The organism is Paenibacillus sp. 19GGS1-52 (assembly GCF_022369515.1).
Taxonomy (GTDB): domain Bacteria; phylum Bacillota; class Bacilli; order Paenibacillales; family Paenibacillaceae; genus Paenibacillus_AQ.
Genome location: NZ_CP059724.1, coordinates 6,297,378 through 6,314,172, shown reverse-complemented (window position 1 = coordinate 6,314,172; position 16,795 = coordinate 6,297,378). Strand labels below are relative to the sequence as shown.

The window sequence follows — 16,795 nt, the reverse complement described above, 5'->3', positions numbered from 1 at the left end:
TTGAAAAAATGTCCGCGGAAGAGTATGTTACAAGAAGCGAAATGATTAGATAGAGACAGTGAGGCGATATGAATATGAGAGAAGGCGAAGGCCGGATTGTAGGAATGGAAGACATCGTGCGGGCCCATCATGTGCTGCGGGAGGTCATTGTCCGGACTCCACTGCAGCGTGACGCAGTATTGTCGGCCAAATATGGCTGCAATGTTTTTTTGAAGCGTGAGGATCTGCAGATTGTCCGTTCATTCAAAATCCGTGGTGCTTACAATATGATTCGCAGTCTGTCCGCAGAGGATAGAGCCAAAGGGATTGTCTGCGCAAGTGCAGGTAACCATGCACAGGGTGTTGCCTATTCTTGCAAAGCACTAGGTATTAAAGGCAAGGTCTATATGCCAAGTACGACCCCTAACCAAAAGGTGAAGCAGGTCCGGCGGTTTGGCGGTGAGCAGGTTGAGGTTATTCTGAAGGGTGACACCTTCGATGACGCCTATGAGGAAGCACTGCAGGCTTGTATCGACCATAGCATGACGTTGATCCACCCGTTCGATGAACCACGAATTATTGCAGGCAACGGAACGATTGCAATGGAGGTTATGGAAAGTCTAGATATTCCAGCAGATTACGTATTCGTGACCATTGGCGGGGGTGGTCTAGCCGCTGGGGTTGCCACCTACATGAAGACGGTTAGCCCTGCGACCCAGATTATTGGAGTCGAGCCCCTAGGCGCGGCTTCCATGAGCGAAGCATTGCAGCGTGGAGAAGTGGTAACACTGAAGGAGATCAACAAATTCGTCGATGGTGCTGCCGTGAAGCGTGTGGGTGGGTTGACCTTCGATATATGCTCACGTTTTCTGGATGATGTGGTTAAAGTACCGGAAGGAAAGGTCTGTACTACGATTCTGGAGCTGTATAACGAGAACGCAATTGTTGTTGAACCCGCGGGTGCTTTGCCCGTTGCCGCGCTGGATATGTACCGTGAACAAATCCTTGGCAAAACGGTTGTCTGTATCGTCAGTGGTGGCAACAACGATATTGACCGCATGCAAGAGATCAAGGAGCGCTCGCTTATTTATGAAGGTTTAAAGCATTACTTCATGATCAACTTTCCACAACGGGCAGGCGCGTTGCGTGAATTTCTGGCTGAGGTGCTGGGACCTGATGATGATATCACCCGCTTCGAGTATACCAAGAAGCATGATAAGGAGAACGGGCCGGCACTTGTTGGCATCGAGCTGCTATCCAAGGAATCCTACGCCCCGCTCGTCGAGCGGATGAAGGAAAAAGGTGTAGATTATGTGGAGATCAACAAGGATATGAACCTCTTTAATATGCTTATTTAATCTCTTATACAGCCCTAATATCAAAAAAGCGCCTCTCCTGATGAAGGAGAGGCGCTTTTTTGTTAATTTGTAAGAGGCACTTCTTTGTCCAGATATGCCTTGACCTGATCATCTGATTTATAGCCATTCTCCTTCAACAGCTTCATGAAGCCTTCAAGCTTCTGCAAAAATGGGCTGTTGCTGCTATCCTTGGTCAGAATTCCGATATAGGCTTTCTGAGCCTCCAAATCCATCTCCAAATTATCATAATGAAATAGCGGAGTGTTATTTTGACCGTAGAAGGTGTTGGCTACATACATAGCATATAAGGACTTTACTGCCGAAATACGGTTGGAGCTCGGATAATTCCGGATAAATTTCTCCTGGGACAACGCTCGTGCAGCTACCTCGGTCCAGGCAATAATGAGTCCGTTATCCTTGGAGGACGGAAGGGTGGATTCTGTAGCCATTATCGTAATGTAATCACTGACGTCCTTCGTAACATACAATTTATATTTGCGGTAAGCTCCGTAATCAATTACTGGAAAAAAAGAACCTTCAGCAGTCTCAAGCTTATATCCGCTCTCGTCGGCACTTTGTAGCAAGGTACGCAATGAAGCGTCTTTTGTACTTTCGGCAAGCCTACTCATACTTACCCCTGCCTTATAAATGGAGGTCAGACTCCGCTGAACCTCGCTAGTGCTGAACTTACTTTCCCAAGCTTTCAGTGCAGCCTTGTGCAGGTTCTCCAGCTTCAGTGTCAACTGAGTCGAATGGTACGAGCCCACGGCATACATATTCGCGTTCAAGTACTTAATGGCTTGAGGCAGCTTGGCAGAAGAGGATAACAGTGGCAAGGCAGCCTTGTAGACGGCTTCGGCATGAGTACTGTTGGCTGTTAGTGCCGATACACCAGCGCTATTCGTAGGCGGACTGACAGCAGCCTCAGCATGGCTTGCCCCTACTAGCCCTGTCTGCAGCATCAGCAGTGCAGCTATCGTGGTGCAAAGAATAGATTGCTTCTTGTTCATGCAAATGGCCTCCTGTCTATTGGAATAGATTATAAATCTACTTCTTGAGAAATATAAACTTTAGAAATCCCCCTCCGACAAGGCAGAGAATCAGGCTTACCCACGGGGAGATTATGATGATCGGAAATAGTGCATCGAGAAACTTTCCAGCAAAGACTGCGATGACTACGATTCCGATGTAGATCCCAAGTCCTTTGATATCGAAGGATTTAGGTTTGGGGGCGTCGTCGTCTGCCAATGATTTCATCCATCTCATCAGCAACTCAATTAATATTATGGAACCTACACCTACTGCAATGATAGTAAAGAGACTGATTTTGCCAAAAATACCTGTTGAGCCACTGCTCCACTCTGATAACAGTCCGGCAATTGCCAAAATGCCGAAGAAGCAAGTTAGGGCTGTTGTAGGGATCATGAAGTAATAATTCAGTTTGCTTCGTATGGGACGTGCGGGATTGCTGCTCATAATTTCTCTGAAATAATCCTCGGGTTTCTCTCCGAACGTCTGCTTGGCGTTTTTGCCCTTACGCTGCTCTCGCAGCAGGTGCTTTGCGGCATCCAGCAGCAATTCTTCTGCCTGAATGGAGTCCACACGGCTGGCTCGCATGGCAATGATCATATCTTCAAAATACGACCGGTTAAAGGGCGTCATCTGTTCGCGCAGTGTGTTGTTTTCTTTTATCATTTCTTTAGCTTTCATAGTGTAGATATAAACCTCCATTATTGTTAATCGAAATACTCTTTAACCTAGAGTATACGTTTGCATGGCAACTCTGTGCAAGGAGATGGATTTCAATTCCTAATGCATAATCCTTATATAAGAGTGAACACTGATAATGTTGTTGCTTGTTAAATATAGCTTTGGGAAAGGCAGGGAGCGTTATGGAACATGAGGATAAAAGAGAAGAGCCAGGAAAATTCATGGGCGACGGCTTCGAGCCTGCACCAACCAATGTAGTGGGAGATTGGGGCAATTCGGATGGCTTCAGCTTATGGGACTCTAAAGCGGGGTCCCCAGAGGAATGGCTGAAGGATTGGGAAGGCAGACAGAAAACCCATGATATGTTTCACGATAGCTACGACTGATTGAAGCTTTCGCATTCGCGGCCCCTTTTGTTCTCAGGAACGAAAGGGGTCTTTAGCATGACTTGAAAATAGCCGTAGCTTGTTGACAATAATATCGTAAACCGTATAATAAAGATATAATCCATACTAAATTAATCGGAATTATATTAAATTGAAATAATCTACCATTATAAGGAGGATACGGCAATGGAACGGAATATCATAATCCGGCATAACCGAGAAGAATTGACTGCAAGCATACATTACCCAATTAAAGAAAAAGGGACTTCCGGACGCTGCAAGGATAGAGTACCATTGGCCGTTATCTGCCATGGCTTTGTAGGCAACCGTATTGGCGCAGACCGGATTTTTGTCAAGGCTGCCCGTGAGCTGGCAGAAGACGGATATATGGTCATTCGGTTTGATTATATTGGCTGCGGAGAGAGCAGCGGCAATTATGGCACCGAGGATATGGAATCTATGATTGCTCAGACCCGTACGGTGCTCGATTATGGAATTAGCTCCGCCGATATTGATCCCCAGCGTGTAACTCTGATCGGCCATAGTCTGGGCGGAGCAGTTGCGCTCTTGACAGGTGTCCGTGACCGCCGAGTAAAGAATCTCGTGTTATGGTCTGCCGTAGGTTATCCTTTTAATGATATCGTAAAGATAGTGGGACGGGATGCGTATGATCGCTCCGTGAAGAGCGGTTCTGCTGATCATGCGGGCTACTTGTTCACACCAGTGTACTTTAACTCTCTGGCAGCCTTTCAGCCGTTTCAGGAAGCCTCTAAATTCAGTGGAGATATATTGGTGATTCACGGAACCTCTGACGATGTCATTCCGGTCGATTATGCTTTTCTCTACCAGAAGTTATTCTGGACACGACCTGAGGGGCGCTGTGACAAAGAAATCATTTTTCAAGCCGATCATACCTACTCATCGGGCCCGGCCCAAGTACAGCTGCTTAAGCGGACGAGAGAGTGGATGAACCAGCAGGAGCACCAGCAGGAGGAATGGCAAAATTGGATGATCTAAGAGGCTTGTCTACCACTCGCATTAATACGAAAGAAGCGGTAAAATAAAGGTGCTCACCATATACTGGGTTATGGAGGTTGGCATCGATGAAATTACCGGCATTTTTTATCGCGCATGGTTCCCCATTGCTCGCCCTTGAGGATAACGAGTATACCCGTTTTCTGGAGCGGCTAGGTCAAGATCTTGGAGTGCCTCGTGGAATTGTAGTGTTCTCGGCACATTGGGATTGTCCGGAACAACTGCTAACGGTAGACGCCAAGCACGAGACACTGCATGATTTCTACGGGTTTCCCGAAGAAATGTACACGCTGACCTATCCCGCCCCGGGCGATCCTGTACTCAGTCGCAAGATTTCCGAACTCTTTAAGAGTAACAATTTATTTTCTCAGCCTGTATTGGGACGTGGGTTAGATCACGGAGTCTGGGTCATTCTGCAGAAGATGTTCCCGCAAGCAGATATTCCAGTGGTATCTTTATCCGTTGATTCTTTGCGATCTCCTGAAGAGCAATACAACATCGGTCGGATGTTGGCTCCGCTGCGCGATGAAGGAATACTCTTTATCGGAAGCGGAGGTCTGGTCCACAATCTGCGGCTGCTTAGTGACAAGGATCAGCCTGAAGTATGGGCGCAGGACTTCGATGCCTGGATTGCGGAAAGATTGCAAACTTGGGACTTACCTACACTTTTTGCGTATGAGGCAAGGGCGCCACACGCGCGCAATGCTGTCCCCTCATACGGAAGAGAACATTTTGTACCGCTCTTCTATGCCATGGGAACGGCGGATGAAGGCAAGCGCGCGCAACTGATGATTCAGGCCTATCAATACGGAACGCTTAGCCTGAATTGCTGGATGTTAGACTAATTAGATATCATATCGCAGGGTGCAGCCGGATAATAACGGGCTGTACCCTGTTTTAATATGGATAGGGACAACAGGATCAAGACAAATGGGACAGGCTGTGATTAAATGGAAGAAGCCATCTGCTAAGCTCACAAAACTTAGAGTATGCTTTCGAAGTAGTTTTGTACGAAGCCAATTCAAGAAGTAATGCTCACAAAACTTAGAATATGCTTACGAAGTAGTTCTATTGCGAAGCAACTCAGTGGAGGTTAAGCTCCATAAAATTTTAGGAGGAACAAAAGTTTATGAAACGATCTTCTTCCCGTCTTATATCCGGTATTCTGCTTATGACTTTGCTGCTTTCTGCCTGTGGGTCAAAGGAGGCTGTTGAGGTTCTTGCACCAACGAGCGAGCCTACGATGGTTCCGCAGCCAACGGTTTCAAGCCTGCCATTACCTACAGTGGTGCCTTCGACGCCATTCGTATCAACTTTAACAGGGCTTCCGGTTACTGAAGCAACACTTCCTCGTCCTTTATCCATTATGATTAATAATGCCCCTGCGGCTCGGCCGCAATCCGGTATAAGTGAAGCGGATATTCTGTATGAGGTTCTTGCGGAAGGCGGGATTACACGGCTCATCGGGATTTTTCAAAGCCATCCCGGGATCGTTAAGATCGGCCCGATCCGCAGCATCCGACCTTATCTGCTCGATATTGGCGAGAGCTATGGCGGTATAACCGTACATGCCGGGGGCAGTCCGGCAGCGTACGCTATTTTGCAAAAGCAGAAGAAAGAGGATATGGACGAAATTGGTCGTGCTGGAGCGTACTTCTGGCGGGATAAGACCCGCAAAGCGCCGCATAATCTATACAGCAATTCAGCGAAGCTTCGGGAAGGTGCACAGAAGCTGGGATTCGCAGAGGATACTGCAGTTCCTGGATATCTGTTTAACAATCCTGATTACATACCTACAGACGGAGAAACGGCGCAAGAGTTCAGTGTGAACTTTCTGCTGAAGAGCTATACCGTTGGCTACAAATATGATACGGAGCGGCGTACCTACCAGCGCCTAGTGAATGGTAAACCACATTTGGATCTCAATAACGACAATCCGGTGGAAGCTGCCAATGTTATAGTGATGGGTGCAGATCATAAAGTGCTCGACGATGTGGGCAGACTTCAAGTTGATGTGGAGTTGGGTGGAGAGGCACTGCTCTTTCAGCGCGGACAGGTCATCAAGGGCAGGTGGTCGCGCCAGCCGGATGATGTGATTAGGTTCGTGAAGGATGGAAAAGAGGTTTTTATGTACCCTGGTATAACTCATATTCTCATTGTCCCTAATTCACCTTCTTTTAGCAGTCATGTAGTGTATAGCCAGACAGAAAGTACAACTTAGGGAATATTAACAACGAAGCGGAATACATGATTATTTTCCTGGATACAGGGAATTGTTAATAAGGCGTAAAAAGTTCGTTTCTTTTGCTTCTATCCCTTGTACGAATATGATAAGATAACAGGGGTTGTCATTCATTTTCATGCTTTTTACATATGGGTGACTTCGAGTTATCACGGTAATTTTATGTGAAGGGGTTTAAAACAATGAAGTTGAGAAAAAAGGACATATTCTTTGAGACGCTGGAAAATATGGCGGATACGATTGTCCAAGCTGCGGATTACTTTGCCCAGAATATAAGCGATCTTCGTAATAATGTGGAGAAATTCGCCACACAAATGAAGGTGTACGAGAACCAATGCGATACTTACACGCATACGGTGATTAAGGAATTGAACAAGACATTCATTACGCCACTCGAACGTGACGACATTATGGATTTGATTACCAGCATGGATGATGTCATGGATGGCCTGGAGGCTTCAGCCTCACGTTTCTATATGTATAACCTGCTGGAAGCGGATGAATATATTATGCAGTTCGCGGAGATTCTTCGGCAGTGCGCCTATGAAATCCAAAAAGCGATTCATCTGCTCTCCCAGAAGAAGCTGTTGGCCATTCGTGAGTATACGATCCGTCTGAATGAACTAGAGAACCAAGGTGATGATGTGCTGCGTATTTGTACTAAAGCCTTGTTTGAAAAAGTAAAAGACCCTATTGAGCTCATTAAGCGCAAAGAGTTGTATGAGCGGTTGGAGACGACCACGGATAAATGTGAAGACGTAGCCAACATGCTGGAATCGATCATCATGCGTAACTCATAAGGGGCCCAGGAATATGGAAACATCATTATTTATGATAGGTTTTGTTGTTTTTCTCGCACTTGCGTTCGATTTCATCAATGGGTTCCATGATACGGCTAATGCAATCGCTACCTCAGTTTCCACGCGGGCACTTAAGCCACGCACGGCTATTGTTATGGCTGCCTCTATGAACTTTATCGGAGCCTTGCTCTTTACAGGCGTAGCCAAAAAGATTGGTGGAAGCATTACCGATCCAACCTTGCTGGATAACGGAATTAATATCGTGATTGCAACGCTGATCGCGGCGATTATCTGGAATCTGGTCACCTGGTGGTTCGGAATTCCTTCTTCCTCATCCCATGCTTTGATTGGTGCGCTGGCTGGTGCAGTTTATGTTGGCGCCGGATCGGCCCACATCAACTGGAGTGGTTTTATTGAAATTGTCGAGGGGCTTATTCTATCCCCGCTGATTGCATTTGCTGTAGGTTATATAATAATGACCATCCTGAAGTGGATCTTCGCCAAGAAAAGTCCGCATACAGTGAATAAAGGCTTCCGTTCGATGCAGATTCTTACAGCTGCGCTTCAATCCTTTACACATGGGACGAATGATGCCCAGAAGGCGATGGGGATTATCACCTTTGCCTTGGTTACCTCAGGCCATTTGAAATCGATGGATGTAGTTCCACTGTGGGTTAAGATTGCAGCGGCTACTTCGATGGCGCTTGGTACCTCTATTGGGGGCTGGAAGATCATTAAGACGATGGGCACGAAGATTTTCAAAATCGAGCCGATCAACGGTTTTGCAGCGGATATCTCAGGAGCATCTGTTATTTTCTCGGCCACGCTGTTGAATCTGCCAGTTAGTACAACGCATGCCATCACTTCTGCCATTCTGGGTGTAGGTTCCGCCAAACGCTTTTCTGCAGTGAAATGGGGATTAGCCGGACGGATTGTAATTACCTGGTTTATAACGATTCCACTCAGCGCGGTGCTGGCCGGAGTCATATTTAAGATCATATTCTAAGAAGGCTGAACAATGTTAGCCTTTATACTTTTTCTAAGAGAAACGGGTAACGACCTACTTTGGGGCGTTACTCGTTTTTTTTGTATTTGGAGACATAATGTCATGAAAAGTTACAACGAATTGATAAAAAACATTAATCGGAGCGAAAAGAAAATGAAATATCTCACGCTTTGAAAAGAAAATGACATGAATAAATTGGATTGTCGGTAGGATTATGTAGTTTTATATAGTCTCTAAGGTAAGGTGTGTTTTAAGTGTTACCAAAGTTAACAGAGGGTGCTGATATACATTTTATAGCGAAGGGGGCCTGTCGTTGATCGACTTTCATCAGGTAGAGAAACATTACGGACAATTTCATGTACTGAAAACAATTGACCTGCATGTTCAGGAAGGGGAAGTCGTTGTAGTGGTAGGTCCTTCCGGCTCCGGTAAGAGCACAATGTTGCGCTGTATTAACCGGCTGGAGACAATTACGAGCGGTGGGTTAACCGTAGACAATATCACTGTAAATGATCGCAAGACAGATATTAACAAGCTGCGCAAAGAGATCGGCATGGTATTCCAGCATTTCAACCTGTATCCGCATAAAAAGGTGATCGATAATATTACGTTAGCTCCTATTAAGGTGCTTGGACTATCCAAGGTGGAAGCTGAGGAAATCGCAATGTCCTATCTGGAGAAGGTGGGCATTGCCGAGAAGGCGCTAGCCTATCCGTCCCAGCTGTCTGGTGGACAGCAGCAACGGGTCGCAATTGCCCGAGGCCTGGCCATGAAGCCGAAGATCATGTTATTCGATGAACCCACATCAGCGCTTGACCCAGAAATGGTCGGCGAAGTGCTGGACGTTATGCGCACACTGGCCAATGAAGGGATGACGATGGTTATCGTTACTCACGAAATGGGCTTCGCCCGCGAGGTAGCAGATCGGGTCATCTTTATGGATCAGGGTCAAATCGTCGAAGAGGCAGAGCCAGAGCAATTCTTCGCCAGTCCGCGTGAAGAGCGGACACGTACTTTTCTCAGCCGTGTATTAAGCCATTAAAAATATAGGAATCCGGGGAGGAAATAGAATGAAAATGACAAAGAGTTGGAAGTTGCTAAGTGTGATGATGGTTGCTGCTTTATTCGTGATTGCGGGTTGTGGCAACAATAACGCTGCTAATAATACTGCTACGAATGGTAATGCGGCTGCAGGGGAGACCACTTCAGAAGCTATCGCCAAGATTAAAGAACGTGGCAAGCTGTTGGTCGGAGTTAAATATGATACAAAGCTGTTCGGGCTGAAAGATCCAGGCTCCGGTGAAGTGGAAGGCTTCGATATCGACATATCCAAAGCCATCGCCAAACATATTCTAGGTGACGAAAATGCGATCGAGCTGAAGGAAGTAACTTCGAAGACACGCATCCCGATGCTGAATAACGGTGAAATCGATATGGTTGTTGCTACGATGACTATTACGGAAGAGCGCAAGAAGGAAGTTGATTTCTCGGATGTTTACTTCCAGGCTGGGCAGTCGTTGCTAGTGAAAAAGGGCAGTGCTATTACCGGTATCCAGGATGTAACGAAGGATACAAAGGTACTGGGTTCCAAAGGTGCAACTTCAATCAAAAACATTAAAGAAAAGGTACCGGGTATCACTGTACTGGAATTTGATAACTACCAGGATGCATTCAGTGCCCTGAAAGCCGGACAAGGGGATGCACTGACTACCGATGACTCCATTCTGTACGGAATGGCTGCTCAAGATCCAGGTTATGAAGTTGTGGGTGAACCGTTTAGCGACGAGCCTTATGGAATAGCTGTACAAAAAGGTAATACAGATGTTGTTCAAGCCGTTAATGATACACTGGCTGAACTGAAAACGAGTGGCGATTATGATGCTATTTACACCAAATGGATTGGTAAAGCTCCAGCGAAATAAGTAGTAAGGGCAATTAGCTTCTTCAGAATTTCATCGATATAAGTTGAATTTAAGATTCTCCTAAATCGGCTTTTATGGTAACTGCGGTGAATGTTTGGACTTCCGGCCGCTGTTGTCTCCTGATTTCTTGATTTATACCGCTGTTAGCGGATGAAATCCGGAGACAAAGGCGGTCGCTACGCTCCTACAGTTCCAAAATTCCCCTCCGTTACTTTTGCCTATTCTTAAGTTTCTTAGTTCATCTTATATAGTTTGTTATTCTCATAAGCAGTAGCGAGAGGATGGAGCGGTATAAACCCGCTCCATCCTTTCGTGAAATTTTAAAAAGTAAAACCTTAGATGGTTTGAAGGAAGCATGAACGACAGACTTATATTGAGGCAAGGGGAGGTGACACCTATGGATTTTTCGATATTGACCGATCATTTCGGCGCCTATCTGGAAGGTTTTTATCATACGATTCTGTCCAGTTTGCTGGCGCTCTGCGGTAGCTTTCTGCTGGGAGCATTGATCGCCATATTTCGCATTACCCCAGTCAAGGGGCTGCGCTGGTTCGGAACAGGGTACGTCGAGTTTATTCGTAATATTCCGCTACTGCTCGTTGTGTATATTTTCTTTTACGGCCCATCGGCTTTAGGCTTTCCACTTGACGGTTTTATAGCTGGGACCATTGGCCTGTCCGTCTATACTTCAGCCTTTATCGCAGAAGCTATTCGCGCCGGGATCATGGCTGTTCCTAAAGGTCAAACTGAGGCTGCACGTTCCTCTGGACTGAATTACGCACAGACGATGTTGTATATTATTTTGCCTCAAGCGATCAAGCTGGTTATTCCACCACTAGGCAATCAGTTTATTAACCTAATTAAGAATTCCTCTGTGCTGACGCTTGTCGCCGGCCTTGATCTGATGTACTTTGCGGACGGGATCTCAACGGAGACCTACCGTACGTTCGACACCTACATTTTCGTAGCGATGTTCTATCTGGTGCTGACACTGCCGCTCAGTTACGCGATGAGAGTGTGGGAGCGCAGGCTGCAGCGTAAATACTAAGAGAAGGCTTAATTGGCGAAGCCTTCGATAGTTGCTTGCGAACTTAGCTTTGCTTGGCAAAGCTTTGAATTCTAGTGATACAAATAACGGAGGGAAGGCTTGGAGCTGTAGAAGCGTTAGCGTTCGCCCGAAAGCTTTCTGTAAGAAAGCTCACATCGAAAGCATATGCTATCCTCAGATTTCTACCGCGAGAGGCGGTTCAAATCAGGAAATATGAGGATAACAGCGATCGGAAGCTCAAGACTTCACGCAGTGATAATATAAATCATAATATTTCAAGACTTTGCTATGTAAAGCATTAAGGAGGGATTATATGGATTTTGCAGGTGCGTACTCCGCCGATAATTTGAAGTTTTTACTGGATGGCTTGTACATTACGCTTATCGTTGCTGTTATTTCAATCATACTCAGCTTTGTAATTGGTTGTATAGTCGGTGTGATTCGTTACTCGGCAATCCCTGTGTTGTCGCCGATTATGTTCGTGATTGTAGAGCTTATTCGGAATTTGCCGTTGCTCTTGATTATATTCTTTATTCGCTTTGCGCTGCCGGAGGTTGGCATTAAGCTGGGGCTCATTACGGCAGCCATCGCAGCACTAACAATATTCGAAGCGGCGATGATTGCTGAAATTGTGCGTGGGGGATTAACCTCGGTCGATAAGGGGCAGATTGAAGCGGCACGTTCCTCCGGGTTGACCAACTTTCAGACCTTATGGCATATCGTGCTTCCGCAGGGGTTGCGCAGTATGGTTCCACCATTAGTGAGTCAATTCATTTCTTTGCTCAAGGATACTTCTCTAGCTGTGGTTATTTCACTTCCTGAGCTAATGCATAACGCAAACATTGTGATTGGACACGGGTATAGTTACGCGATACCGACATTGCTGCTCGTTGCCCTGATCTATTTTAGCGTCAACTTCCTGCTATCCATGTTGTCCAGAAGGCTGGAGACTAAAACGCTCTGAGATATAAGAGGTAGTAGGCGTGCGTATGAAATCAATGGTCATTATGGTAGTATAGTTGTCAACATCTCTTGGCAGGAGCAGTGATGATGGGACAATCGATTCTAAAAAATAAATACATGCAGATTTTCGTGGTCGCCGCCGGAACGGCAGTAGCTGGAGAATTCAAGATTAATCCATTTGATGGTGATATCTTCCGGATTGCTATGGGCAGCAGCGCTTTTCTGCTATTCTTACTGCTAATGAAGCAGCTTCCTTATGTGAGTACCGGACTTGTGACAGGCACCGTAGTACTGCTGTTCCGCACCGGTATGGACGCTATGGAAGACAGTAGCCTGACGTTCTTACAGAGTATGAACAGCCATTTTTCAGCTATGGTTTATTATATTGTATTCGCAGTATTGATGAATCTGATCAAAAGCCGGCTGGATACCTTCCATCCGCTTGTACTGGGTGGTGTTGCGGCGTTGATCGACCTGATATCGAATGAAATGGAGCTGCTGACCCGGCTGATTGTACTGGATTCGACTTCCTTTCAACTGAATGAGTGGACTTATCTGATGGCTATTGCTGTAATTCGCACATATTTTACTACCGGAGTGTATAGCAGTATTTCTGTCAGCCAGTTGCGGATTGCCCAGACGGAACAGAATCGGCGGATGGAGCAGATGCTCGGCTTCGGTTCTGGGTTGTATGGTGAGGTGTTCTATTTGAAAAAGTCGATAGGGACGCTGGAGAACGTAACCTTAAACAGCTTTGAACTGTACCGTGGTCTCAAGGGAGAAGGACTTCAATCGTACAGCCGACAGGTGCTGGATATTACCCAGGAGATTCACGAGGTGAAGAAGGATTCACAGCGCATTCTAGCGGGTCTGGTCAAGCTTGTTGACCGTGAAGTTACTGGCGATATGCCGCTTTCGGGAATCCTCCGTTTTGCAGTAAAGAGTAATACCAAATATGCCGAAATGTTGGGCAAAGAAATCACCTTCAATGTTAATATAACCTCCGATTATACCACCGCAAGCTATATTCCTCTGCTGACGCTGCTTAACAATCTTACCGCCAATGCGGTTGAAGTGATTAAAGGGAAAGGGAAAGTGTCCCTTGATGCTTATGAAAAAGGTGAAACCACCATATTCTCCGTTACTGACAGTGGTTCAGGAATCAAAGATCGTGACCGTGAGCTGCTATTTGAGCCAGGGTTTACCACAAAGTTCGATGATGAAGGTGTAGCAGCAACTGGGATTGGCCTCTCGCATGTCCGCGATATTGTGCATTTGTTTGAGGGGGAGATTGTGGTCGGCCAGGCGTCCCACACAGGTGGAGCAATGTTTCAGATTATAATACTGACGGCTAAGCTGCGGAAGGAGGAATAGAGAATGCCGCTTTCTTTCTGTATAGTGGATGACGATGGGGCCGCAAGAAGAATGCTGCAGCATATTATCGAAGATAGTGGTCTTGGCGAAGTGACGGGTATGGCCGAAAATGGACAAGATGGAGTCCGTCTGATTCTTAGTGAATGTCCAGATATTGTACTGATGGATCTGCTGATGCCTGATCAGGATGGGATTGAGACCATTAATTCTCTACAGGCTCAAGGATGCCGTTCCAAATTCGTAATGATCTCCCAGATCGAGAACGGGGATATGGTGAGTCGGGCGTACCGGAGCGGGATTGAGTTCTTTATCCGCAAGCCGATCAACAAGATTGAAGTGGAATCGGTACTGCATAAAGTAAATGAGCGTTATGCCATTAATCGTTATCTGGAGGAGATTAAGTCCAGTCTGGTCAAGCTGGAGGGTTTGCAATTTGGCGCTCCGCCGACAGCTTCATTCAAACGTTCGGTGAAGGAAGTTATCCAGCCGATTCTGATGAACATAGGCATGATCAGCGAAAGTGGCAGTCGTGATATTATCACGATTATGGAGCTGATGTCGGCCAAAGAGGATGTGGGCAGCTTGCCACCGCTCAAAGAATTATACGAAATGGCCGCTGCAAGTTATAAAAGTGATCCCGCTGAAGCTGCCAAAGAGGTTAAAGCTATTGAGCAACGCCTGCGCCGTGCGCTAACTGCGGGTTTGACCAATCTGGCAGCCATCGGACTAACGGATTACGGAAACCCCAAGTTCGAGCATTATGCACCGCTTTATTTCGATTTCGAAGAGGTGCGTCTGAAGATGAAGGAAATTGAGCTGGGTCGGGAATCCGGCAAGGTCAAAGTGAATATCAAGAAATTTCTGCAGGTTCTGCATTTGGAGCTGCAGGAAGGGATTGGGCGGTAAAGACGAAGTGCATAGCTACTTGAGTAATGGAACCTCCGGAGCCGCTGATCAGCGGGCTGGCGGTTATTTTTTTGTTCTGCGTGCCCAGAGGCACGCATTATCTAGTTGGTGAAAGTCCAACCCAAGGAGGGGCCAAGCCACCTTGGTAGCTAGGATGCTTGCGCATGGAGAAATCTGTGTGTAAAAGCGCATCGACAAAAGTACCTGTCAGAGACAGGGCGAGCGACAATCCAGGCCGCAACATGAAGTGAATCCTGCCGCGTCGTCAAAAAGGCCCTGCAAAGGGGAAAAGAGGGTGCCGAGTCTCGAGAATATAGACGAAGGCCATGGAAACTGTGCAGAACTTGGAGCAGCAGTGAAGAATCCTCCGGCGTATAGGGAACGGCATGGGTTTGAAAGATAATGCAGTGAACTGGGGAGACCCTCCCCCACACGAATTTTTTTTTTAGGAATCCGTAAAGAGACGCTCTATAAGTCCAAAAGACGAAGTGAACCGTCTGTGGGAAGGGAGTCCGAGGGGCTCATAGTACCGAAGAACCTAAGGACAACATAACCTTAGGGAGGGAAGGAGCCCTGCTTTGTTTATGCTTTTGGAGGAGGTACGAGTGAGTGAATGCCAACCGGCTAACGACACCCAAGGAAAAAGTTCAACAACTCCAAGAAAAGCTAGGTCATGCGGCCAAGGCGAACAAAAAGCGTAAATTCCATGCATTGTATGACAAGATCTATCGGTGGGATGTACTGTGCGAAGCGTGGAAGCGAGTGAAAGCCAATAAGGGTGCCGCAGGAGTAGATGCCGTGACGCTAGCAGATATTGAGGAACAAGGAGAAATACCGTTTCTCAAGGCCTGTGAGCGAGAGCTTAAAGAAGGCAACTACCATCCGCAACCTGTACGGCGACACTATATCCCGAAGAAGGATGGCAAGCAAAGGCCATTAGGTATACCCACTGTGCGCGATCGAGTCCTACAGATGGCAACCAAACTAGTAATTGAGCCCATCTTTGAAGCCGACTTTGAGGAAGTATCCTTCGGTTTTCGCCCGAAACGAAGTGCTAAAGGGGCGTTGGAACGTATTCGTAAAGCCTGCAACCGCAAAGGAAATTGGGTAGTCGACGTCGATATCCAAGGCTACTTCGACAACATTAATCAAGAAAAGCTTATGAAATTGGTGCAAATGCGTATCAATGACAGGCGGATACTGAAATTAATGAGGAAGTGGCTACAAGCGGGAGTTATGGAAGAAGGAACGGTAAGACGCTCGGATTTAGGGACTCCGCAAGGAGGCGTGATTTCACCGCTCCTTGCGAATATCTATCTAAATTACTTCGACCAATTGTGGGAGAAACACGGGAAAGGAGTAGGGGAACTCACGAGGTATGCAGACGACTTTGTAGTGGTTTGCAAAACGAAAAAGGACGCCGAACATGCGTATGAGCTCATACGCAAAATCATGGAGCGTTTGGAGTTAACCCTACACCCGACCAAAACCCGCATTGTAGGATTATGGACGGGAGACGAAGGATTCGACTTCTTGGGGATGCATCACCGAAAAACGAGAGCAGAAACATCCCAAGGCAAGGTGTACTACACCACACAACAGTGGCTAACGAAAAAGGCAGAGGAACGCATTCGAGAGGTGGTCAAAGAAAGATTGGCTCCCCCGAGCATGCGCTCGAAATCGTTTGCGGAACAGGTGAAATGGCTCAATCCAAAGATCCAAGGATGGAGAAATTATTACTACACGAACTACAGCCAAAAGAGATTAGCCAAGTTGGACTGGTATATTTTGCAGCGATTAACCCGGTGGTATGCCAAGAAAAGACAACGTAGAAGATGGATGGGTTCACTGAAAGAGGTTAGATATATTGCCGTCCAGTATGGACTTAAAACGCTATTGTAAACTGTATGCCCATGAATGACGAACATCGGAAAGCCGTATGAGGGAAAACCTCACGTACGGTTTGATGAGGAGGGGCTGGTCAGGCCAGCCCTTTACTCTAGATTCGGTGCTGATTTGGGAAGAACAGGCGACATGCGGTACAATGAAGGTGTGGGATACGATAA

The 16,795-nt window shown here is 46.6% G+C and carries 17 protein-coding genes; 14 read left to right on the top strand and 3 right to left on the bottom strand.

Annotated features, from left to right (window positions below; all coding sequences use genetic code 11):
• The first annotated feature begins 74 nt into the window (after window positions 1-74).
• A complete protein-coding gene (ilvA, locus tag H1230_RS28995; RefSeq protein ID WP_239713232.1) occupies window positions 75-1,337 on the top strand; it encodes a threonine ammonia-lyase IlvA in 1,263 nt (420 codons plus the stop codon).
• Window positions 1,338-1,399: 62 nt separating this feature from the next.
• Here the strand turns inward: ilvA and H1230_RS28990 are convergent, their stop codons facing one another.
• Complete coding sequence (locus H1230_RS28990) at window positions 1,400-2,347, bottom strand: hypothetical protein (RefSeq protein ID WP_239713231.1); 948 nt, start codon at window positions 2,345-2,347, stop codon at window positions 1,400-1,402.
• Window positions 2,348-2,384: 37 nt separating this feature from the next.
• Window positions 2,385-3,047 (bottom strand): DUF1129 family protein, encoded by a 663-nt coding sequence (locus H1230_RS28985; RefSeq protein ID WP_239713230.1) that lies wholly within the window; start codon window positions 3,045-3,047, stop codon window positions 2,385-2,387.
• 182 nt (window positions 3,048-3,229) lie between these two features.
• Between H1230_RS28985 and H1230_RS28980 the strand changes: the two genes are divergently transcribed.
• From H1230_RS28980 to H1230_RS28925, 12 genes are all read left to right on the top strand, one after another.
• A complete protein-coding gene (locus tag H1230_RS28980) occupies window positions 3,230-3,433 on the top strand; it encodes a hypothetical protein (protein WP_239713229.1) in 204 nt (67 codons plus the stop codon).
• Between the two features lie 186 nt (window positions 3,434-3,619).
• The gene (locus H1230_RS28975) at window positions 3,620-4,450 is read left to right on the top strand and encodes an alpha/beta hydrolase family protein (protein ID WP_239713228.1); all 831 of its coding nucleotides are present in this window, start codon (window positions 3,620-3,622) and stop codon (window positions 4,448-4,450) included.
• An 86-nt stretch (window positions 4,451-4,536) separates the two neighbouring features.
• A complete protein-coding gene (locus H1230_RS28970; RefSeq protein WP_239713227.1) occupies window positions 4,537-5,313 on the top strand; it encodes a DODA-type extradiol aromatic ring-opening family dioxygenase in 777 nt (258 codons plus the stop codon).
• Window positions 5,314-5,597: 284 nt separating this feature from the next.
• Entirely contained in the window at window positions 5,598-6,689 is a 1,092-nt protein-coding gene (locus H1230_RS28965; RefSeq protein WP_239713226.1) for a DUF3048 domain-containing protein, read from the top strand.
• Between the two features lie 203 nt (window positions 6,690-6,892).
• The gene (locus tag H1230_RS28960; protein ID WP_154121882.1) at window positions 6,893-7,510 is read left to right on the top strand and encodes a DUF47 domain-containing protein; all 618 of its coding nucleotides are present in this window, start codon (window positions 6,893-6,895) and stop codon (window positions 7,508-7,510) included.
• A gap of 13 nt (window positions 7,511-7,523) precedes the next feature.
• Window positions 7,524-8,516 carry an inorganic phosphate transporter gene (locus H1230_RS28955; RefSeq protein WP_239713225.1) on the top strand — a complete coding sequence of 331 codons (993 nt, stop codon included), beginning with the start codon at window positions 7,524-7,526 and terminating at the stop codon, window positions 8,514-8,516.
• 313 nt (window positions 8,517-8,829) lie between these two features.
• Window positions 8,830-9,558: an amino acid ABC transporter ATP-binding protein gene (locus H1230_RS28950; protein WP_154121880.1), complete on the top strand. Its 729-nt coding sequence runs from the start codon at window positions 8,830-8,832 to the stop codon at window positions 9,556-9,558.
• Between the two features lie 28 nt (window positions 9,559-9,586).
• Entirely contained in the window at window positions 9,587-10,438 is an 852-nt protein-coding gene (locus H1230_RS28945) for a glutamate ABC transporter substrate-binding protein (RefSeq protein ID WP_481857098.1), read from the top strand.
• Window positions 10,439-10,835: 397 nt separating this feature from the next.
• Window positions 10,836-11,486, top strand: coding sequence for an amino acid ABC transporter permease (locus tag H1230_RS28940; protein WP_239713224.1), 651 nt, complete (start codon window positions 10,836-10,838; stop codon window positions 11,484-11,486).
• A gap of 313 nt (window positions 11,487-11,799) precedes the next feature.
• Window positions 11,800-12,450 (top strand): amino acid ABC transporter permease, encoded by a 651-nt coding sequence (locus H1230_RS28935; RefSeq protein WP_239713223.1) that lies wholly within the window; start codon window positions 11,800-11,802, stop codon window positions 12,448-12,450.
• An 83-nt stretch (window positions 12,451-12,533) separates the two neighbouring features.
• The gene (locus tag H1230_RS28930) at window positions 12,534-13,823 is read left to right on the top strand and encodes an ATP-binding protein (protein WP_239713222.1); all 1,290 of its coding nucleotides are present in this window, start codon (window positions 12,534-12,536) and stop codon (window positions 13,821-13,823) included.
• 3 nt (window positions 13,824-13,826) lie between these two features.
• Window positions 13,827-14,729: a response regulator gene (locus tag H1230_RS28925; RefSeq protein ID WP_239713221.1), complete on the top strand. Its 903-nt coding sequence runs from the start codon at window positions 13,827-13,829 to the stop codon at window positions 14,727-14,729.
• A 97-nt stretch (window positions 14,730-14,826) separates the two neighbouring features.
• Here H1230_RS28925 and H1230_RS28920 read toward each other — a convergent pair whose 3' ends face one another.
• Window positions 14,827-14,973: a hypothetical protein gene (locus H1230_RS28920; protein WP_239711185.1), complete on the bottom strand. Its 147-nt coding sequence runs from the start codon at window positions 14,971-14,973 to the stop codon at window positions 14,827-14,829.
• 365 nt (window positions 14,974-15,338) lie between these two features.
• Between H1230_RS28920 and ltrA the strand changes: the two genes are divergently transcribed.
• Complete coding sequence (gene ltrA / locus H1230_RS28915; protein ID WP_239713220.1) at window positions 15,339-16,631, top strand: group II intron reverse transcriptase/maturase; 1,293 nt, start codon at window positions 15,339-15,341, stop codon at window positions 16,629-16,631.
• Window positions 16,632-16,795 lie beyond the last annotated feature (164 nt).